Annotated in this window: 3 protein-coding genes; all 3 read right to left on the minus strand. The window is 72.8% G+C overall.

Translation table 11 applies throughout. The annotated features are described in order from the left end of the window. Positions 1-8: 8 nt before the first annotated feature. Positions 9-4952 (minus strand): type I polyketide synthase, encoded by a 4944-nt coding sequence (locus tag HUT19_RS04130; protein ID WP_176179119.1) that lies wholly within the window; start codon positions 4950-4952, stop codon positions 9-11. Between the two features lie 62 nt (positions 4953-5014). Continuing rightward, positions 5015-9946, minus strand: coding sequence for a type I polyketide synthase (locus HUT19_RS04135; protein WP_176179120.1), 4932 nt, complete (start codon positions 9944-9946; stop codon positions 5015-5017). Further along, positions 9946-23049: a type I polyketide synthase gene (locus HUT19_RS42780; RefSeq protein ID WP_176179121.1), complete on the minus strand. Its 13104-nt coding sequence runs from the start codon at positions 23047-23049 to the stop codon at positions 9946-9948. The genes HUT19_RS04135 and HUT19_RS42780 overlap by 1 nt, the downstream gene beginning before the upstream one ends. Positions 23050-23190 lie beyond the last annotated feature (141 nt).

The following is a 23190-nucleotide window of genomic DNA, read 5'->3' on the forward strand; positions in this document are numbered from 1 at the left end:
GCGTCTCGTCAGAGGTCGTTCTTGTCGTAGGCCATGCGGACGAGGTCATCCACGTCCAGGTCGTCGATGGACTCCGTGGCTTCCTCGTCCGCCGGTCCGGTGGCGGGCTCGCGGGCGTCGGCGAGCCGCAGCAGTTCGTCCAGCAGCCCAGACGCCCGGAGGCGGTGCACCGGAATGGCCGTCAGCGCCTTCCTGACCTCCGCCTCTTCGGGATCCAGCGCGGTGTCCGCCGTGTCGCCGGGGAAGAGTTCGGCGCCGATGTGTCCGGCGAGTTCCGCCGCGCTCGGATAGTCGAAGACGACGGTGACGGGGAAACGCAGTCCGGTGGCGGTGCCCAGGCGGTTGCGCAGATCGACGGCGCTGAGGGAGTCGAACCCAAGCTCCCGGAAGGCACGGGAGACCTCGACGGCCTCGGGGCCCGGATAGCCCAGCACGGTGGCGATCTGGGCGCGTACCAGGGAGAGCACGGCCGTCCGCCGGTCGGCCGCGGGCATCGTGGCCAGCCGGTCGCGCAGCGAGGCGGACTCCCCGGCCCCGGCCGGCGCCGGGTCCGTGTCGGCGGCGAGGATCCGCGCCACTTCGGGCACCTGGCCGAACAGCGGGCTGGGCCGTGCGGAGGTGAACACGGGGACGAACCGCTCCCAGTCGACGTCGGCGACGACGACCACGGTCTCGTCGCGGTCGAGCACCCGCTGGAAGCCGTCGATGGCCAGCTTCGGGGACATGAACGGGATACCCCGGCCGCGCAGTTGCTCCTCGGCGAGGTTGGCGGCCATACCGCCCTCCTCCGGGCTCCAGATGCCCCACACCACCGAGGTGGCGGTCAGACCGCGGGCGCGCCGGTGTTCGGCGAGCCCGTCGAGGTAGGCGTTGGCCGCGGCGTAGGCGCCGTGTTCGCCACTGCCCCAGACGGCCGAGATGGAGGAGAAGAGCACAAACGCGTCGAGGGTGTCCCGGTCGAAGAGGGCGTCGAGGTTGGCGGCGCCCGCGACCTTGGCCTCCGCGGTGTCCGCGAACTCCTCCAGGTCGGTGTCGGCGAGCGGGACGAGGACACCCGCCCCGGCGATGTGCATCACGGTGCGGATCGGCGGGCCCTGGGCCTCGACGCGCCGTACGAGGGCTTCCAGCGCCCGGTGGTCGGCCACGTCGCACGCGGCCACGGTCACCTTGGCGCCCAGCTCGGTGAGTTCGGCCGTGAGCTTGTCCGCGCCGGGGGCCTCGGGGCCTCGGCGGCTGGTGAGCACCAGGTGCTCGGCGCCGTTACGGGCCAGCCAGCGGGCGATCTGGGCGCCGACACCACCGGTGCCGCCGGTGAGCAGCACGGTGCCCTTGGGGGTCCAGGCGGGGCCGGACCGGGACCGGTCCGGGGCGGCGCGCACCAGACGGCGGGTGAACACTCCGGAGGGTCGCAGCGCGAGCTGGTCCTCGTCGCCGAGGCCGCCCGCGAGCGCTCCGCACAGCCGGGTGGTCACCCGGCCGTCGACCGTGCCGGGCAGGTCGATCATGCCGCCCCAGCGCTGGGGGTGTTCGAGGGCGGCGACCCGGCCGAGTCCCCAGACGGCCGACTGGGCCGGGCTGTCCAGGGTGTCGGTGCCGCCGGTGGACACCGCGCCCCGGGTGGCGAGCCACAGCGGGGCCTCGATACCGGTGTCGCCGAGGGCCTGGACGAGGGCGAGGGTGAGCGCGAGGCCGGTGGGCACCCCCGGGCGTACGGGGTGCGGGGTGTCGGCGACGCCGAGCAGCGAGAGCACTCCGGACGGGGCGGCACCGGCCGTGGCCTCGGTGAGCCGGGCGGCGGTCGCGGCGCGGTCGGCCTCGTCCAGCTCGACGGTGAGGACGGTGGCGCCGTGATCGCTCAGCCCGGTGCGTACGGCGTCGATGAGATCGGTGTGCATCAGATCGATGTCGGTCAGGCCGGTGTCGGCCGGGCCGGTGTCGCGGTGGCGGGCCGCGGGGACCGCCAGCAGCCAGGTGCCGCCGAGGGTGGCCGAGGACGGGTCCGGTACGCGGTTCCAGGTGAGCTGGTAGCGCCACGAGTCGAGAACGGAACGCTCACGGCGGGCCCGGCGCCACGAGGAGAGTGCGGGCAGCACCGCCCCGAGGGACCGTTCGGCGGTGGGGTCGACGTCCAGTTCGGTGACGAGGGCTTCGAGGTCCTGCCGTTCCACCGCATCCCAGAACTCCGCGTCCGCCGGGTCGACTTCGGCCGCCGACGGCTGGGCCGAACCCTCCAGCCAGTACCGCTGCCGCTGGAAGGCGTACGTCGGCAGCTCCACCACCGACGCGCCCACCCCCGACAGCACCGCACCCCAGTCCACCGCCACACCACGCACGAACGCCTCACCCAGCGAGGCCAGCAAACGCGCCGGACCACCCTCATCACGCCGCAACGAACCCACCACGACCGCATCCTCGACCGCGGCCTGAACCGGCAGCGTCAACACCGGATGCGGACTCATCTCCAGGAACGTCCCGAACCCAGCGGCCGACAACCCCCGCACCGCCGACTCCAGCTCCACCGTCTCCCGCAGATTGGTGAACCAGTACCCCGCGTCCAGCCCGGCGGTGTCGACCGGCGCACCCGTGACGGTGGAGTGGAAGGTGATGCGTGACGTGCGCGGACGGATGGGGGCGAGAAGGCCGAGCAGTTCCTCGCGGAGCTCCTCGACCTGTGCGGAGTGCGAGGCGTAGTCCACCGGGACCAGCTTCGCGCGTACGTCCTCGGCCTCGCACTCGGCCTGGAGTTCACGCAGCGCCTCCGGCTCGCCGGACACCACCACCGAACCGGGGCCGTTGACCGCCGCGACGGAGATCCGCCCGTCCCACGCCGCGATCCGCTCACGGACCCGGTCGGCCGTCTCGGCGACGGACATCATGCCACCGCGGCCCGCGAGTCCACGGGCGATGGCCTGCGACCGCAGCGCCACCACCCGCGCCCCGTCCTCCAACGACAACGCGCCCGCCACCACAGCCGCCGCGATCTCACCCTGCGAATGCCCCACCACCGCCGCCGGCTCCACCCCACACGCCCGCCACACCCCGGCCAACGACACCATCACCGCCCACAACGCGGGCTGCACCACATCCACCCGCTCCAACCCCGGACCCTCACCCCGCAACACACCCGCCAGCGACCAGTCCACAAACGCCGACAACGCCGACTCGCACTCACCCAACCGCTCAGCGAACACCACGGAGCAGTCGAGGAGTTCAACCGCCATCCCAGCCCACTGCGACCCCTGCCCCGGGAAGACGAACACGGGCTTGCCGACGGGCCCCGCGATACCCTGGGCCACCAAGCCCCCCGGCTCGGCGCGGGTGAGCGCGGTGAGACCGGCGCGGAAGTCCTTTGGGGTCTGCCCGACCACCACCGCGCGGTGGTCGAAGGTGGCGCGGCTGGTGGCCAGGGAGTACCCCACATCGATGGGCGACAGTTCGGGCCGCGCCTCCACATGCGACAGCAGCCGCTCCGCCTGCGCCCGCAGGGCGGCCTCGCTCTTCGCCGACACCATCCACGCCACCGCCACGTCCCCCACCGGGCTGACGGCGGAGCCGTCCGTCAACGGCTGTCCCTCTGCGGCCTGTTCGATGATGGCGTGGGCGTTGGTGCCACTGGCGCCGAAGGCGGACACCCCGGCGCGGCGGACGCGGCCGGTCTCCGGCCACGGGCGTGCCTCCGTGAGCAATTCCACGGCGCCGGACGACCAGTCGACGTTGGGCGACGGCTCCTCGATGTGCAGCGTCCTGGGCAGCATGCCGTGGCGGATGGCCTGCACCATCTTGATGACACCGCCGACACCCGCGGCGGCCGCGGTGTGGCCGATGTTGGACTTCAGCGAGCCCAGCCACAGCGGCTGGTCCGAGGGCCGGTTCCGGCCGTAGGTGGCGAGCAGCGCGGTGGCCTCGATCGGGTCGCCGAGCGAGGTCCCCGTACCGTGTGCCTCCACGACGTCGACCTCGCCCCCGGAGAGGGCGGCGTTGGCCAGTGCCCGGCGGATCACCCGCTGCTGTGCACGGCCGTTGGGGGCGGTGAGGCCATTGCTGGCACCGTCCTGGTTGACGGCGGAGCCGCGGACGACCGCCAGCACCTCATGGCCGTTGCGACGCGCGTCGGACAGCCGTTCCAGCAGCAGCACACCGACGCCCTCACCCCAGGCGGTGCCGTCGGCCGTGGAGGAGAACGCCTGGCAGCGGGAGGAGGCGGAAAGCGCACGCTGGCGGCTGAACTCGATGAAGCCGCCCGGGGTGGACATCACGGTGGTGCCACCGGTGAGCGCCATCGCGCAGTCGCCCTGGCGCAGCGCCTGGCAGGCCATGTGCAGGGCCACCAGCGAGGACGAGCACATGGTGTCGACCGTGACGGCGGGGCCCTCGAGGCCCAGGGTGTAGGCGACCCGGCCGGAGAGGATGGCGCCGGAGGCGCCCATGGACATGTGGCCCTCGAGCCCTTCGGGGAGCCGGGTCAGGCCGCGGGCGTAGTCGAAGTCGGTGGCACCCATGAAGATGCCGGTGTCGGTGCCGCGCAGGGTGCCGGGGTCGATCCCGGCCCGTTCGAAGGTCTCCCAGACGACCTCGAGCAGCAGCCGCTGCTGCGGGTCCATGGTCAGGGCCTCACGCGGTGATATCCCGAAGAAGGCGGGGTCGAACCGGTCGGCGTCGTAGAGGAATCCGCCCTGGCGGGCGTAGGTGCGACCCTCGCTGTCGGGGTCGGGGTCGAAGAGGTTGGCGAGGTCCCAGCCGCGGTCGGCGGGGAAGTCGCCGATGCCGTCGCGGCCTTCGGCGACGGCGTCCCACAGGTCCTCGGGGGATCGGATGTCGCCCGCGTAACGGCAGTTCATGGCCACGATGGCGATGGGTTCGGGCGTTTGCAGGTCCTGGATGCGCCGGTGGGCGGCGCGGAGGTGACCGGTGGCCCGCTTGAGGTAGTCGCGCAGTTTCTTCTCGTTGTCCATCTGTCGTCAGCTCCTCAAGAGGGCCGGAATGCCGGTGGCGGCCGTGGGGGTCGGGCGGCGGGTCATGAGGCCGTGAGGTCCCGCTCCAGCAGCTCGAACACCTCGTCGAGCAGGTCGAACATCTCGTCGTCGGTGGCCGCTTCGATGTCGTCCATCTCCAGTGCGGCGAGCGTGGACTGGACACGGTCGAGCACGGCGAGGGCGGTGTCCTCGCCGGTGACCCCGGTGACCCCGGTGACCCCGGTGACCCCGGTGCCCTCGGTGCTCCCGGTGACCCCGTGTGATGGCAGGAGTTCATCGCGCAGCAGTCCGGCGAGGTCGTCGGCGGTCGGGTAGTCGAAGACGAGGGTGACCGGCAGCCGGAGCCCGGTGGCGGCGTTGAGCCGGTTGCGCAGCTCGACGGCGGTGAGTGAGTCGAAACCCAGTTCCTTGAAGGGCCGTCCGGGCTCGACCGCCGCGGCGTCGGTGTAGCCGAGCGCGGCGGCGGCCTGTTCGGCCACCAGTTCCGCCAGCGCGGTGTCGCGGTCGGCCGGGCTCAGTTCGGCGAGCCGCCTGCGCAGCGCGGCGCCGCCACCGTTCTCCTCCTGGGCGGCCCCCTCAGTCTCCGCTCCGGTGGCGCCACCGGCCTCGGGGATGTCGGCCAGCAGCGGCAGCCGCCGGGTGGCGGACAGGGCCGGGGCGAACCGCTCCCAGTCGATGTCGGCCACCACGAGGAAGGCATCGCCCCGGGCGACCGTCCGGCTCAGGATCCCGGCGGTCCGTTCGCCGTCCATCGGGGTCACCCCGCGGCGCCGGAGCTGGTCCGCCACCTCGCCGTCGATCATGCCGCCTCCGGCCCATGCGCTCCAGGCCACGGAGGTGGCGGGCAGACCGTCGGCGCGGCGCGACTGGGCGAGTGCGTCGAGACAGGCGTTGGCCGCCGCGTAGTTGCCCTGGCCCGCGGCGCCCACGGTGCCCGCGATCGAGGAGAGCAGGACAAACGCGTCGAGGTCCAGATCCCGGGTGAGTTCGTGCAGATGGTGGGCGCCCGCCACCTTGGGGCGCAGCACCCCTTGGAGCTGGGCCGGGGTGAGCGCGTCCACGGTGGCGTCGTCCAGCGTGCCCGCGGCGTGTACCACGGCGGTCAGCGGGCGGCCCACCTCGTCGCCGGTGAGGGTGTCCAGCAGGGTGGCCAGGGCGTGGCGGTCGGCGACATCGCAGGCGGCGACGGTCACGCGGGCGCCGAGGGCGGTGAGTTCGGCCGCCAGCTCGGATGCGCCCGGGGCGTCGGGGCCGCGGCGGCCGGCCAGCACCACGTGTTCGGCGCCGTCGCGGACGAGGGTGCGGGCGAGCTGGGCGCCGACACCGCCGGTGCCACCGGTGATGAGGACGGTGCCACGGGGCCGCCAGCCCGCGCCGGGCGGGGTGGCACCGGCTCGCCGCAACCGCCGGGCGAGGGTGCCGGATGGGCGGATCGCCAGCTGATTCTCACCGTCTTGGCGGGTGAGGGCGCCGCCGAGGGCCATGAGCGCGGAGGTGTCGAGCGTTCCGGGCAGATCGACCAGACCGCCCCAGCGCTGCGGGTGTTCCAGGGCCACCGCACCGCCGAGCCCCCAGATCAGGGCCTGGCGTGGGGCGGCCGGGCGGTCGGCGCCACCGGTGGAGACCGCGCCGCTGGTGACACACCACAGGGGCGCGTCGACTCCGGTGTCCCCCAGGGCCTGGACGAGGGCGAGGGTGGTGGCGCAGCCGGTGGGGACGTCCGGCCACGCGGGGTGCGGGGTCTCGTCGAGGGCGAGCAGCGACAGTACGCCACCGAGGTCCTGGGCCCGGCCGAGGACGTCGGTGAGCCGGGTGGCGAACCGGGCGCGGTCGGTGTCCTCGGCGCCGACGCCGACGAGGACGACCGTGGCGCCGCATTCGGCGAGATGGGCCGTGACGGCCTCGACGACCGGAGCCGTGGCGCCGTCTGCGGGGGCCGCCACCAGCCATGCCCCGGACACGGCCGGGTTCCGGGGGGCGCCGAGGGGCTGCCATCCGATGCGATAGCGCCAGGCGTCCTGCTCGGCCTGGTCGTTCCGCCGGGACCGCCAGGAGGACAGCAGGGGGACCACGGCGCTGAGCGGGGTGTCCGCCTCGGCGCCCAGCTCAGCCGTCAGGGTCTCCAGGTCGGTGTTGTCGACGGCGGCCCAGAAGTCGGCGTCGGACGGGCCCGCCGCCGTGGCGGCGGTGTGCGCCCTCTGGGGCTCGACCCAGTAGCGGTCGCGCTGGAACGGGTAGGTGGGCAGGTCCACCCGGGCCGTGCCGCGGTTGGCGAACAGCCCCCGCCAGTCCACCTCCGCGCCGTGGGCGTACGCCTGGGCGAGCGAGAGCAGCATCCGCCGCGGACCGCCCTCCTCGCGACGCAGGGTGCCGATGACGGCCGCCGCGCCCTTGGCGTCCTCGATGGTGGACTCGATGGCGGCGGCCAGTACGGGATGCGGGCTGACCTCGACGAACAGCCGGTGGCCACTGGTGAGCAGTCCACGGGTGGCCGCTTCGAGCCGTACGGTCTCGCGCAGGTTGCGCGCCCAGTACGCGGCGTCGAGCCCCGCGGTGTCCATCGCCTCACCGGTGACGGTGGAGTGGAAGGTGACGCGTGAGGTGCGCGGCCGGATGGGGGCGAGGAGGCCGAGCAGTTCGTCGTGGATCGATTCCACCTGTGCGGAGTGCGAGGCGTAGTCCACCGGGATCAGCTTGGCGCGGATGTCCTCGGACTCGCACTCGGCCTGGAATTCGCGCAGCGCCTGCGGCTCGCCGGACACGACCATCGCACCGGGGCCGTTGACCGCGGCCAGCGAGATCCGCCCGTCCCACGCCTCGATGCGCTCGCGCAGTGCCTCCACCGGCAGCGCGACGGACATCATGCCGCCGTGGCCCGCGAGTCCGCGGGCGATGGCCTGCGACCGCAGCGCCACCACCCGGGCCCCGTCCTGCAACGTCAGCGCACCGGACACCACGGCCGCCGCGATCTCACCCTGTGAATGGCCCGTGACGGCGGCGGGTGTCACTCCGTGCGTCCGCCACACCTCGGCCAGCGACACCATCACCGCCCACAGAGCGGGCTGGACCACATCCACCCGGTCCAGCCCCGGGCCGTCGCCCCGCAGCACCTTGGTCAGCGACCAGTCCACGAACACCGACAGGACGATCTCGCACTCCGCGAACCGGCGCGCGAACACCGGAGAGCTGTCGAGGAGTTCGACCGCCATCCCGGCCCACTGCGAGCCCTGCCCGGGGAACACGAACACCGGACGCGCCTCGGCAACCGTCGCGCCCTCGCCCCGTACGGCCTGCGGGGCCGCGGTACCGGAGGCCAGCGCCTCCAACCCGCCGAGCAGGGTGTCACGGTCGCCGCCCACCACGGTGGCGCGGTACTCGAAGGCCGACCGGCCCGCCACCAGTGAGTGGCCGACAGCGGCCGGGGGCAGCTCCGGGCACTGGACCACCTGGGACAGCAGTTGTTCGGCCTGCGCCCGCAGGGCGGCCTCGCCGCGGCCCGAGAGCACCCAGGGCACCGCGGCACCGCCGAGGGCGGTCCCACCGGGTTCCGGGTCGGTGTGCTCCGGCTCGTTCTCCTCGTCGGCCGGGGCCTGTTCGAGGATCACATGCGCGTTGGTGCCGCTCACCCCGAACGCGGACACCCCGGCGCGGCGCGGACGGCCCCGGTCCGGCCACGGCCGGGCCTCGGTGAGCAGCTCGACCGCGCCCGAGGACCAGTTCACGGCGGGCGACGCCACGTCGGCGTGCAAGGTCTTGGGCAGCACTCCGTGGCGCAGCGCCATCACCGTCTTGATGACCCCGCCGACTCCGGCCGCCGCCTGGGTGTGGCCGATGTTGGACTTCAATGAGCCCAGCCACAGCGGATGGCCGGACGAGCGGCCCTTTCCGTAGGTGGCGAGCAGGGCGCCCGCCTCGATGGGGTCGCCCAGTGCCGTTCCGGTGCCATGGGCCTCGACGGCGTCGATGTCGTCCACCGACAGTCCGGCGCCGGACAGCGCCGCTTCGATGACCCGGCGCTGTGCGGGGCCGTTGGGCGCGGCGAGGCCGTTGCTCGCACCGTCCTGGTTGATGGCGCTGGACCGCAGCACCGCGAGCACCGGGTGGCCGTTGGCTCGCGCGTCCGACAGCCGTTCCAGCAGCACCATGCCCGCGCCCTCGCCCCAGCCGGTGCCGTCGGCGCCCGCGGCGAAGGACTTGCAGCGGCCGTCGGCGGCCAGTCCGCGCTGATGGCTGAACTCGACGAAAACACCCGGGGTGGACATGACCGCCGCACCGCCCGCGAGCGCCAGCGAGCATTCGCCACGGCGCAGCGCCTGGGCCGCGAGATGCAGTGTCACCAGGGAGGACGAGCACGCGGTGTCCAGGGTGATCGCTGGCCCCTCGAGGCCGAGGGTGTAGGCGATCCGGCCGGACGCGACACTGGTGACATTGCCGATGAGCAGATGTCCCTCGACACTCCGCGGCGCGTACTGCGGGTCTCCGCCGTAGTGGAACGAGGCGAGGCCGACGTAGACCCCGGCCTCGGCCCCCTTCAGCGACAGCGGGTCGATGCCCGCGCGCTCGATGGCCTCCCAGGACACTTCGAGCAGCAGCCGCTGCTGCGGGTCCATGGCCAGGGCCTCGCGCGGGGAGATCCCGAAGAACGCGGGGTCGAACCGGTCGGCGTCGTAGACGAATCCGCCTTCGCGGGTGTTGCAGGTGCCGGAACGGCCGGGATCCGGATCGTACAGCCCCTCGACATCCCAGCCCCGGTTGGCGGGGAACTCCGCGATGGCGTCCCGTCCGTCGGCCACCAGCCGCCACAGGTCCTCCGGGGAGCGGACACCGCCGGGGAAGCGGCAGCCCATCGAGACGACGGCGATCGGTTCCCGCTCCGCGTGCTCGATCTCGTCGAGACGGTGACGGGCCTGCTTGAGGTCGGAGGAGACCCGCTTCAGGTAGCTGAGGAGTTTCTCTTCGTTTTCGTTCGCCATCAGGAGGCCCCGAATTCGTTGTCGATGAAGTCGAAGACCTCGTCGGCGGTCGCGGACAGAAGATCGGTGTGGGCGGATGGCTCCGCGGTGAACTCCGCGGGCGGCCCGCCCAGCTTCGTCATGAGGGTGTGGAGCCGGGCGGTCACCCGCTCGCGCACCGCGTCGTCGGCCAGCAGCTCCGGCAGCGCTGACTCCCAGGTGTCCAGGTGGTCGAGGACGCTGTCGGCGTCCACCGTCCGGTTCAGCGACAGTTCGGCCCGTAGATGGGCGGCGAGTGGCGCGGGCGCCGGATAGTCGAAGACGAGGGCCGCGGGAAGGTCGAGCCCGGTGACGGCGCTCAGCCGGTTGCGCAGCTCGACGGCGGTGAGCGAGTCGAAGCCCAGCTCCTTGAACGCACGTCCGGTGGCGACCGCGTCGGACGAGGAGTGGCCGAGCACGGCCGCCGCCTGGGTGTGCACCAGGTCCCGCAGGGCCCGGTCCACCTCGTCGTCCGACAGGCCCGCCAGGCTGCCGACGAAGCCGTGCCCGTGGTCGTCCGGTGCCGCGCCGTCGGTCCCGTCGGTGGCGGCGAGGGCCGCGCGCACCTCCGGCAGTTCACCGATCAGCGGGCGTTGGCGCGCCGCGGTGAATCCGGGGACGAACCGGTCCCAGCACACATCGGCGAGGACGAGCGAGGTCTCCCCGGTGTGCAGTGCCTCACCGAGCGCCGTGACCGTCAACTCCGGTGACATGGCGGGCAGACCGCGTCGGCTCAGATGCTCCGCCACCTCACCCTGCTCGATCATGCCCCGGTCGGCCCACGGCCCCCAGGCGATGGAGGTGGCGGGCAGACCGCGCGCCGCGCGGTGTTCGGCGAGGGCGTCCAGGAAGGCGTTGGCGGCGGCGTAGGCGCTCTGTCCGCCGCTCCCCCAGGAGGCGGCGATCGAGGAGAACAGCACGAACTCCTCGAGGTGGTCCGGCTCGAGCAGCTCGTCCAGGTGGCGTGCGCCCAGCACCTTGCCGTCCGCCATCTCCGCGAAGTCCGCCACGGTGCTGTCGGCGAGCTGGGAGAACGCCACCACACCGGCGGCGTGGAAGACCGCGCTGACCGGATCGCCCCCGGCCGTGACACCGCGGAGCAGCGCGGCGACCTGGTCCCGGTCGCGTACGTCGCACGCGGCCACCGTGACCCGTACGGCGCCCTCGCCCAACGTGATGAGCTCGTCGCGCAGTTCGGCGGCGCCGGGCGCGTCGAGACCACGGCGGCTGGTGAGCACCAGGTGTTCGGCGCCGGTACGGGCCAGCCGCCGGGCCACCTGGGCGCCGAGCCCTCCGGTGCCGCCGGTGATCAGCACCGTGCCGTGCGGCTTCCAGCTCTCGCCGCCCGGTGTGCGCAGCGGCGCCCGGACGAGCCGCCGGGCGAACACCCCCGCGTCACGTATCGCCAACTGGTCTTCGGTGCCGCGCTCTCCGGCGATGCCCGCCAGGACGGCGCACAGCAGGTCCGCGGTCCGGTCGTCGACCTCCGCGTGGAGGTCGGCATCCGCGTGGAGACCGGCACGCGCGTGGAGATCGACCAGCCCGCCCCAGCGCCCGGGATGTTCCAGGGCGGCGACCCGTCCCATGCCCCAGGTGGCCGCCTGTTCCGGACTGGCAACGGGGTCGGCGCCGCCCACCGACACCGCACCGACCGTGGCGAGCCACAGCGGGGCGTCGATCCCGGTGTCGCCCAGCGCCTGGACCAGCCCGAGGTTGAGGGCCAGTCCGGCGGAGAGGGCGGGGTGTTCGGGGTGCGGGCTGTCATCGAGGGCCAGCAGCGACAGCACACCGGCCGGGGCGCCGTGGCTCACCAGCGCCGTGCGCAGCCGCTGGGCGACCGTGGCGCGCGTGGCGGCCCCGGGCAGCGGCAGAGGTACGGCCTGGGCACCGCGCTCACCGAGGGCCCGCAGTACGGCGGCCACCCGGGTGGTGTCGCGCCGGCCCGCGGGAACGGCCACGAACCAGGTGCCGGAGAGGGCTGTTCGCGGCTCGTCGGCCACCGGGGACCAGGTGATGCGGTAGCGCCAGGAGTCGATGGTGGCCCGGTCACTCTGGCCGCGGCGCCAGGAGGAGAGGGCGGGCAGCAGATCACCGAGCTGTGTCTGCTCGTCGATCTCCAGGGTGGCCGTCAGGGTGTCCAGGTCCTCGCGTTCAACCGCGTCCCAGAAGCGCGCCTCCACCGAGGCCGTGTCCGCCGGGGAACCGGTCCGGGACAGAGGCGTGGAAGGGGCTTCGAACCAGTAGCGCTGACGTTGGAAGGCGTAGGTGGGCAGCTCGACGCGACGGGCGCCACGGCCGGCGAACACCCGCTCCCAGTCGACCGGACCACCATGAGCATGCACCCGGCCGATCCCGGAGTGCAGCGCCTCGACCTCACCACGGTCCTTGCGCAGCAACGGAACGAACACGGCCTCGGTCCCGGCCACGGATTCCTGACCCATACCGGAGAGCACACCGGCCGGACCCAGCTCCACAAAACGGCTCACGCCCTGGGCCTGCAGGGTGCGGATACCGTCGGCGAAACGCACCGCCCGCCGGACATGACGCACCCAGTACTCCGGCGAACACAACTCCCCACCCGCCGGCTCACCGGTCACATTCGACACGACCGGGACCGCAGGTGCCCCATAGCCGATGCTGTGCGCGACCGTGGCGAACTCGGCGAGCATCGGCTCCATCAGCGGCGAGTGGAACGCATGCGACACCCGCAGCCGCCTGCTCCTGACACCCACCGCCTCCGCAATCTCCAACACGGTGGTCTCATCACCGGAGATGACCGTCGCGGCGGGCCCGTTGACCGCGGCCACACTCACCCGGCCCTCAAGACCTTCCAGATGCGGCAGCACCTCGGCCTCCGCGGCCTGGAGGGACACCATCGCGCCACCCTCCGGCAACGCCTGCATCAACCGGCCCCGAGCCGCCACCAGAACACAGGCATCCTCCAACGAGAACACCCCCGCCACACACGCCGCCACCAGCTCCCCCACCGAATGCCCGACCAGGAAGTCCGCACCCACACCCCAGGACTGCACCAGCCGGAACAACGCCACCTCGAAGGCGAACAACCCCGACTGCGTGAACACCGTCCGATCCAGCACCCCGGCATCCTGGCCGAACACCACCTCCCGCACCGAACCATCCAGATGACGATCCAGCTCCCCACACACCTCATCAAACGCCTCAGCGAACACCGGGAAAACGCCATACAACTCACGCCCCATCCCCAACCGCTGCGCACCCTGACCCGTGAACAGGAAAGCCGTCCGACCCTCCTCGTCAGTCGCCGTGCCGGCAGTGACACCGGAGGCGATCTGGTCCAAGCCGCTGAGTAGCGCCTCACGGTCGGAGCCGACCACCGTGGCCCGGTGGGAGAACGCGGAACGGCTCAGCGCCAGTGAGTAGCCGATATCCACCGGCGACAGCTCCGGCCGCGCCACCACATACGCCCGCAACCGCTCCGCCTGCGCCCGCAACGCCCCCTCACCACGACCCGACACCACCCACGGCACCACGTCCGTGACCACCGACGGCCCCTCGGCCGGTTCGGTGGGCTCGTCGGGTGCCTCCTCCAGGATCAGATGGGCGTTGGTGCCACTGATGCCGAAGGCCGAGACACCGGCGCGGCGCGCCCGTTCCGACCGCGGCCACTCCCTGGCCTCCGTCAGCAGCTCGACCTCGCCCGCCGTCCAGTCCACATGGGGTGTCGGTGCCTTGATGTGCAGGGTCCTGGGCAGCAGACCGTTGCGCAGCGCCATGACCATCTTGATGACACCGGCGCCGCCCGCCGCGCCCTGCGTGTGGCCGATGTTGGACTTGAGCGCGCCGAGCCACAGCGGCCGGTCCGTGTCCCGCCCCTGGCCGTAGGTCGCCAGGATGGCCTGGGCCTCGATCGGGTCGCCGAGACGGGTGCCGGTGCCGTGTGCTTCCACGGCGTCCACCTCGGCGGCCGTGAGTCCGGCGTTGGCGAGCGCTTGCCGGATGACCCGCTGCTGGGACGGTCCGTTGGGGGCGGTGAGGCCGTTGCTGGCCCCGTCCTGGTTGACGGCGGAGCCCCGTACGAGGGCCAGCACCGGATGCCCGTTCGCCCGTGCGTCCGACAGCCGCTCCAGCAGCACCATGCTGACGCCCTCGCCCCAGCTGGTGCCGTCGGTGTCGGAGGAGAACGCCTTGGAGCGTCCGTCGGGTGCCAGGCCACGCTGGCGGCTGAACTCGATGAACAGGCTGGGCGTGGACATCATCGTCGTGCCGCCTGCCAGCGCCATCGCGCATTCGCCCTGGCGCAGTGCCTGCGCCGCCTGGTGGATGGCGACCAGCGACGACGAGCAGGCGGTGTCGATGGTGAGCGCCGGGCCCTCCCAGCCGAGGGAGTAGGCGATCCGGCCGGACACCACGCTGGCGGCCTTGCCGGTCAGCAGGTAGCCCTCCATGTCCTCAGGGATCTCGCGCAGATGCGCGGCGTAGTCCTGTCCGGTGCTGCCGATGAACACGCCCGCCGAGCTGCCCCTGGTGGTGTGGGGGTCGATGCCCGCCCGTTCCAGTGCTTCCCACGAGGTCTCCAGCAGCAGCCGCTGCTGCGGGTCCATGGCCAGGGCCTCGCGGGGGGAGATCCCGAAGAACTCGGGGTCGAAGTGGTAGGCGTCGTAGAGGAAGCCGCCTTCCTTCGCATAGCTCTTGCCGGGGGTGTCGGGGTTGGGGTCGTACAGCTCCTCGACGTTCCAGCCGCGGTCGGTCGGGAACGTCGAGATGACGTCCCGGCCGTCGGCGACCAGTTCCCACAGGTCCTCCGGGCCGCGGACACCGCCCGGCAGCCGGCAGCTCATGGCCACGATGGCGATGGGGTCGTCGTCGGCGGGGCGTACGGCGGTGGCCACCACGGCCTCGGTGCGCTCCTCCTCGCCCAGGGCCTCGCGCCGAAGGTGGCCGACGAGGACCGCGGGGGTGGGGTGGTCGAAGAGGAGGGTGGTCGGCAGTCGCAGTCCGGTGGCGGCGTTGAGCCGGTTGCGCAGTTCGACGGCGGTGAGGGAGTCGAAGCCGACTTCCCGGAAGGCCCGGTTCGCCTCGATGTCGTCGGAGGACGCGAGCCCGAGGACGGACGCGGCGTGTTCGCGGACCAGGTCCAGCAGAAACGGCTCGCGCTCGGCTGGTGCCAGCCCGGCCAGGTGCCTGCCGAAGGAGCCCTCGCCCTCGCCGGTGTCCCCGGCCGATCCCGTGACCCGTACGACACGGCGTGCGGGTGTCCTGACCAGACCGCGCAACCAGGCGGGGACGGCGGGCTGTTCCGGGGTACCGCTGGCGGCCCGGCGGCGCAGATGGGACAGGTCGAGCCGGACGGGCACCAGGGTGGCGTCACCCACCGCCCGTGCGGTGTCGAACAGTTCCATGCCCTCCGCGCTGGGCAGCGGGCGGATACCGGAGCGGGCCATGCGCTGCACATCGGTGTCGGCCATGTGGCCGCTCATACCGCTGCGCTGTTCCCACAGGCCCCAGGCGAGGGACTGGGCGGCCAGACCGCGGGCCCTGCGGTGCTGGGCAAGTGCGTCGAGGAAGGCGTTGGCGGCGGCGTAGTTGGCCTGGCCCGCGTTGCCGATGGTGGCGACGACCGAGGAGTACAGCACAAACGCGGCCAGGTCGAGCCCGGCGGTGAGCTCGTGCAGATGCTGTGCGGCGTCGGTCTTGGGCCGCATCACCCGGTCGACGCGTTCGGGGGTCAGGGCGTCCACGACACCGTCGTCGAGTACGCCTGCCGCATGGATCACGGCGGTGAGCGGGTGGTCGGCGGGGATCGCGGCGAGAACGTCGGCGAGCGCCTGACGGTCGGCCGCGTCACAGGCGACAACGGTGGCCGTTGCCCCCAACTCGCCTATGTCCGCTCGCAGTTCGGAGATGCCCTTGGCGGCGGGTCCCCGTCGGCTGAGGAGCAGCAGATGCCGGATGCCGTGCTCGGTCACCAGGTGGCGGGCGACCAGTCCGCCGAGGGTGCCGGTGGCGCCGGTGATGAGTACCGTGCCCTCCGGGTCCAGCCGCCGGTTGTCATCGGTGTGTGCGTCCGGGGTTACGGCCACCCGGCCCAGCCGGGGCACCCTCATCCGGCCTTCGCGCAGCGCGAACTGCGGTTCGCCCGACGCCACGGCGTTCGCGAGCGCGGCCGCCGACTCCGGGCGTGCGTCGAGGTCGGCCAGGACGAACCGGCCGGGGTTCTCCGACTGCGCCGAACGCACCAGGCCCCATACGGCGGCGTGGGCCACGTCCGGGACCTCTTCGCCGGGTACGGCGGCGACGGCGCCCCGGGTGACGAACACCAGCCTGCCGGCGGCCGGTCGCTCATCGGATGTCCACTTCTGGATCAGGTCCAGCGCCCGGTGGGTGGCCGTGCGGGCCGCCACGGCCACCTCGCCGTCCCGCTCCCCCGGACCGCAGGGCACCAGCACCACATCGGGCGCCGCCGCGGTGCCGTCGTAGGGCACCGCGCCCACGGCCGGGCCGATCCCCAGCGTGTCGTCGCCGAAAACGACCCAGCTCAGCGGGGGCTCTGTGGAGGTGTCCGGGGTCCCCACCGCGGGCCACTCCAGCCGGAACAGCGAGGGGTGGTACGCGTGGCCGCCACCGCTCAGCTCCTCCGCGGTCACCGTGCGCGGCACCAGCCGGTCGACCGAGGCCACGGGTCGGCCGTCCGGATCGGCCGCGGTGAGCGCGTACCCGCCGTGCCCGGCCGGTGTGATGCGTACCCGCAGTGCCGTGGCGCCGGTGGCGTACAGGGTCAGTCCGCTCCAGGCGGACGTGAGCCGCGCCTCCCCGCCGTCACCGGGGATGTCCAGCGCCGCGACCGCCGTCTCCAGCAGTGCCGGGTGGAGGCCGTAACGCCCGGCGTCGGCCTGCTCGTCCTCGGTCAGTCCGACCTCGGCGCAGAGGTCCTCGCCGAGCCGCCACATCGCGACGGCACCGCCCGCCGCCTCGACCGGGACCGCGTCGGCCGGGGGCCACACCGCGAGGTCGAAGGCCGGGGCCGCGGCACCGGTCCCGAGGACGGCTGTGGCACACCGGATCCACGGCTCGTCGGGATCCGCGTCCTCGGCGCGGGCGTGGACACCGAGTGTCCGCGCCCCCTCGCCGTCCGGGGCTCCGATACGCACCTGGAGGACCACCGCGCCCTTCTCGGGCAGCACCAGGGGCGCGTCCAGCGACAGGTGCTCGACCCGGTCGCATCCCACCTGGTCACCCGCGCGCAGTGCCAGTTCGGCAAAGGCGCTGCCCGGCAGAACGGCCAGGCCGGGGACGGTGCCGTCGGCCGGCCACGCATAGGTCTGCGCGGAGATCCGGCCGGTGAACAGATGGCCGTCCGTGCCCGCCAGCGCCACCGCGGCGCCCAGCAGGGGGTGTTCGGCCGTCTCGAGTCCGGCCGCGGCCACATCGCTGGCCGCCACCGGCTTGTCCAGCCAGTAGCGCTGCCGCTGGAACGGATACGTCGGCAGGTCCGCGCCGGGTGCGCCCCGTCCGCCGGTGGCCGTGGGAAGGGTGAACACCCGGTCCCAGAAGGGTTCGACGCCCTGGACGTACGCCTCGGCGAAGGAGGTGGCGAAGCGCTGGGTGTCGCCCTCCTCACGGCGCAGGGTGCCGATGACGGCGGCATCCGCCCCGGTGTCCTCGATGGTCTGCTGGAGCGACATGGCGAGCATGGGGTGCGGGCCGCACTCGACGAACACCGTGTGGCCGTCGGCCAGCAGCGCCCGGCTGGCCCGTTCGAAGTTCACGGGCTCGCGCATGTTCCGGTACCAGTAGCCGGTGTCCAGCTCGGTGGTGTCCAGCGGCCCGCCGGTCACCGTGGAGTAGTACGCGACCCGGGACGGCATCGGCGCGACACCCGCCATGTCGCGCAGCAGCCGCTCACGCAACGCGTCGACTTGCGGGGAGTGTCCCGCGGTGTCCACACCGGGAACCCTGCGGGACTTCACACCGTCGGCCGCCAGCTCGGCCATGAAGGCGTCCAGCGCCTCGGGGTCGCCCGAGACCGTCACCGTGCCGGGGCTGTTCACGGCGGCGATGCCCAGCCGCTCGCTCCAGGGCTCCAGACGCCCGGCCACCGTCCCGGCCGAGGCCAGCACCGACAGCATGCCGCCCTTGCCGCTCAGCTCGTACCACGCCTGGCTGCGCCGGGCCACGACCCGGGCGGCGTCCTCCAGCGAGAGCCCGCCCGCCACGTACGCGGCGGCGATCTCGCCCTGCGAATGGCCCACCACGGCGGCCGGTTCGACCCCGTACGAGCGCCACAGCGCGGCCAGGGACACCATCACCGCGAACAGCGCGGGCTGGACCACATCGATACGGGACAGCGAGGGCGCGTCCGGCTCACCGCGCAGCACCTCGCGCAACGACCAGTCCAGGAAGGGGCCCAGGGCGTCGGCGCACGCCTCCAGTTGCTCGGCGAAGACCGGCGAGGAGTCCCACAGGGCGAGTGCCATGCCGAGCCACTGGGAGCCCTGGCCGGGGAAGACGAACACCGCCTTGCGGCCGCCGCCGCCCGCCGTGCCCTCGACCACGTTCGCCGCCGGGGTGCCCTGCGCCAGCGCGTCGAGCCCGTCGAGCAGCTGTCGCCGGTCCCGGCCGACCACCACACCGCGGTGGTCGAAGGCCGTCCGGGCCAGGGCGAGGGCACCGCCCAGCTCCACGAGGTCGAGGTCGGGGCGGTCGGCGAGGTGGTCGCGCAGCTGGGCGGCACGGTCCCGCAACGCCTGTTCGGTCCGGCCCGACAGCACCCACGGCAGAACGGTGGCGGGGGCGGGGGCGAGCTCCGGGACGCCCGGCGCCGCGGTGTCGGCCGGTGCCTGCTCCAGGATGGCGTGTGCGTTGGTACCACTGATGCCGAACGACGACACACCCGCCCGGCGCGGCCGCTCGGCACACGGCCAGTCCCGGGCCTCGGTCAGCAGTTCCACCGCCCCCGACGACCAGTCGACGTGCGGTGAGGGCTCGCGCACATGCAGCGTCCGGGGCAGCACACCGTGCCGCAGGGCCATCACCATCTTGATGACACCGGCCACGCCCGCCGCCGCCTGCGGATGGCCGACGTTGGACTTCAGCGAACCCAGCCACAGGGGACGGTCCGCCGGGCGGCCCTGACCGTAGGTGGCCAACAGCGCCCCGGCCTCGATCGGGTCGCCGAGCGAGGTGCCGGTGCCATGCGCCTCGACCGCGTCCACCTCGTCGCCGGAGAGTCCGGCGTCGGCCAGTGCCTGCCGGATCACCCGCTGCTGGGACGGTCCGCTCGGCGCGGTCAGACCGTTGCTCGCGCCGTCCTGGTTGGTGGCGGAGCCGCGTACCAGCGCCAGCACCTGGTGGCCGTTGGCCCGCGCGTCCGACAGCCGTTCCAGCAGCACCATGCCCACGCCCTCGCCCCAGCCGGTGCCGTCCGCGTCCGACGAGAACGCCTTGCAGCGGCCGTCGGGCGACAGCGCCTTCTGACGGCTCAGCTCGACGAAGATGCCGGGGCTGGACATCACCGTGGCGCCTCCGGCCAGTGCGAGCGAGCACTCGCCCTGGCGCAGCGACTGGCAGGCCATGTGCAGGGCCACCAGCGACGACGAGCATGCGGTGTCGACGGTGACCGCCGGGCCCTCCAGACCGAGGGTGTACGCGATACGGCCGGACGCCACGCTGGTGGTGCCGCCGGTCAGCAGATAGCCCTCGAACCCCTCCGACGCCTCGTCCATCCGCGGGCCGTAGTCCTGGGGCATGGCGCCGACGAACACTCCGGAGCCGCTGCCCTTCACCGAGGCCGGGTCGATACCGGCCCGCTCGAACGCCTCCCACGCGGTCTCCAGCAGCAGTCGCTGCTGCGGGTCCATCGCCTGGGCCTCGCGCGGGCTGATGCCGAAGAACGCCGGGTCGAAGCGGTCGGCTTCGTAGAGGAATCCGCCCTCGCGGACATAGCTGGTGCCATGGCGCGCCGGATCCGGGTCGTAGAGGCCCTCCAGGTCCCAGCCGCGGCTGGTGGGGAACCCCGCGATGGCGTCCCGGCCCTCACTGACCAGGCGCCACAACTCCTCGGGGGTACGGACACCACCGGGCAGCCGGCAGCTCATCGCCACGATCGCGATCGGGTCGTCGGCACCGGCGGCGGCACGGCGGGTGACGGTGACGGCCGCTGCCGGGGAACCGGTCACGACGTCCTGGACGTGGCGGGACAGCGCGAGCGGGGTGGGGTGGTCGAAGAGGAGGCTGCCCGGGAACCGCAGTCCGGTGGCGGCACCGAGGAGGTCGCACAGCTCGACGGACATGAGCGAGTCGAAGCCCAGGTCCTTGAAGACCTTGTCCGTGTCGACAACCCCGGGCCCTCGGTGGCCCAACACCCGGGCGGTGTGGGTACGGACCAGGTCGAGCGCCACCCGCTCGCGCTCCGCGGGGTCCGTGAGGGCCACGAACTCCTCCCGCCACGACAGTGGTTCACCGGCGCGTGCGGCCTCGGCCTCGGGCAGCGGCGCGTCCAGCCAGTAGCGCTGACGTTGGAAGGCGTAGGTGGGCAGCTCGACGCGACGGGCGCCACGGCCGGCGAACACCCGCTCCCAGTCGACCGGACCACCATGAGCATGCACCCGGCCGATCCCGGAGTGCAGCGCCTCGACCTCACCACGGTCCTTGCGCAGCAACGGAACGAACACGGCCTCGGTCCCGGCCACGGATTCCTGACCCATACCGGAGAGCACACCGGCCGGACCCAGCTCCACAAAACGGCTCACGCCCTGGGCCTGCAGGGTGCGGATACCGTCGGCGAAACGCACCGCCCGCCGGACATGACGCACCCAGTACTCCGGCGAACACAACTCCCCACCCGCCGGCTCACCGGTCACATTCGACACGACCGGGACCGCAGGTGCCCCATAGCCGATGCTGTGCGCGACCGTGGCGAACTCGGCGAGCATCGGCTCCATCAGCGGCGAGTGGAACGCATGCGACACCCGCAGCCGCCTGCTCCTGACACCCACCGCCTCCGCAATCTCCAACACGGTGGTCTCATCACCGGAGATGACCGTCGCGGCGGGCCCGTTGACCGCGGCCACACTCACCCGGCCCTCAAGACCTTCCAGATGCGGCAGCACCTCGGCCTCCGCAGCCTGGAGGGACACCATCGCGCCACCCTCCGGCAACGCCTGCATCAACCGGCCCCGAGCCGCCACCAGAACACAGGCATCCTCCAACGAGAACACCCCCGCCACACACGCCGCCACCAGCTCCCCCACCGAATGCCCGACCAGGAAGTCCGCACCCACACCCCAGGACTGCACCAGCCGGAACAACGCCACCTCGAAGGCGAACAACCCCGACTGCGTGAACACCGTCCGATCCAGCACCCCGGCATCCTGGCCGAACACCACCTCCCGCACCGAACCATCCAGATGACGATCCAGCTCCCCACACACCTCATCAAACGCCTCAGCGAACACCGGGAAAACGCCATACAACTCACGCCCCATCCCCAACCGCTGCGCACCCTGACCCGTGAACAGAAACGCGGTCGCTCCGTCCACGGCCGCGGCCCCCGGCACCACACCCGAGGCCAGGTCCGCCAGCCCACGCAGCAGTTCCTCCCGGTCGGAGCCGACCACCGTGGCGCGATGGCTGAACGCGGAACGGCTCAGCGCCAGTGAGTAGCCGATATCCACCGGCGACAGCTCCGGCCGCGCCACCACATACGCCCGCAACCGCTCCGCCTGCGCCCGCAACGCCCCCTCACCACGACCCGACACCACCCACGGCACCACGTCCGTGACCACCGACGGCCGCACGGCCGGTTCAGCGGGCCCCGCCACCGGGCCCTCCTCCAGCACCACATGCACATTGGTGCCGCCCATGCCGAACGAACTGACGCCCGCGCGGCGCGGGGTGCCCTCGGCCGGGGTCCACTCCGCCAGGCCGGTCTGGACCCGCAGGTTCAGTTCGTCGAGGGGTATCGCGGGGTTCCGGGACTCGTAGTTGAGGCTCGGCGGCAGCTCACCGTGGACCAGCGCGAGCACCGTCTTGAGGAGACCGGTGATTCCGGCCGCACCCTCCAGGTGACCCACATTGGTCTTGACGGATCCCACCAGCAGGGGCGACCCGGCGGGCCGGCCGGTGCCCAGGACCTCGCCCAGCGCCCGCGCCTCGACCGGGTCGCCGACCTTGGTACCGGTGCCGTGGAGTTCGACGTACTGGACCTGGGAGGGGTGGACTCCGGCGCGCTCGTAGGCGGTGCGCAGCAGGGTGGCCTGACCCTGGGCGGCGGGGGTGGTGAGGCTGTCGCCGCCGCCGTCGTTGTTGGCCTCGGAGCCGCGGATGACACACCGGACGGGGTCCCCGTCGCGGACCGCGTCGGACAGTCGCTTGAGCAGGACCAGGCCGCCGCCCTCGCCGCGTACATAGCCGTTGGCGCGGGCGTCGAAGGTGAAGCAGCTGCCGTCCGGGGAGAGGGCGCCGAACCGGGACGCGGCGAGGAAGCTGTCGGGGGCGAGGTTGAGCTGGACGCCACCCGCGAGGGCGGTCTCGGTCTCACCCCGCCGCAGGCTCTCGCAGGCGAGGTGGACGGCGGCCAGGGAGGAGGACTGCCCGGTGTCCACGGCGACGCTGGGGCCGCGCAGTCCGAGGGCGTAGGAGACGCGGTTGGCGATGAGGCCGCGGTTGAGTCCGGTCAGGGTGTGCTGGGTGATGGCGGCCTGCTCCCGCCGGTGGGTCAGCGCCGCGTAGTCGTCGGCGACGGCTCCGACGAAGACACCGGTGCGGCTCCCCTGGAGCCGGGCGGGGACGACTCCGGCGGACTCCAGCGCCTCCCAGCACAGTTCGAGGGCCAGCCGCTGCTGGGGGTCCATCGCCAGGGCCTCGCGGGGGGATATTCCGAAGAACTCCGGATCGAAGGTGTCCACCGCCCGGACGAAACCGCCGCGGCGAATACCGGCGTCCCGGAGTTGTGCGGCGTGACGGTCTTCCGGGATCTCCGTGATGGCGCTCTCACCATTGCGCAGCAACTGCCAGAACTCGTCCGGGGTCGACGCGCCCGGCATACGGCAGGCCATACCGATGACCGCGATGTGCTCGTCACGCGCCACGGAGTTCTCCGACATCACGACCTCAGACTCTTCTCTCAGGATTTGAGAACGGACGGAATGGGCTGACCATGATCCAGAAGTCGACGGTATCGGCATGCCGGTGGCCCCAACCACCCCTAACGTTCCCACCCCTAACCTGTGGATAGGGGTGGCCCA

It is taken from the genome of Streptomyces sp. NA02950, from assembly GCF_013364155.1.
In the GTDB taxonomy this organism is placed as follows: domain Bacteria; phylum Actinomycetota; class Actinomycetes; order Streptomycetales; family Streptomycetaceae; genus Streptomyces.

Coding starts and splice junctions, on each gene's coding strand:
- HUT19_RS04130 (WP_176179119.1), bottom strand. CDS start 4,952: ATGGACAACGAGAAGAAACTGCGCGACTACCTCAAGCGGGCCACCGGT.
- HUT19_RS04135 (WP_176179120.1), bottom strand. CDS start 9,946: ATGGCGAACGAAAACGAAGAGAAACTCCTCAGCTACCTGAAGCGGGTC.
- HUT19_RS42780 (WP_176179121.1), bottom strand. CDS start 23,049: ATGTCGGAGAACTCCGTGGCGCGTGACGAGCACATCGCGGTCATCGGT.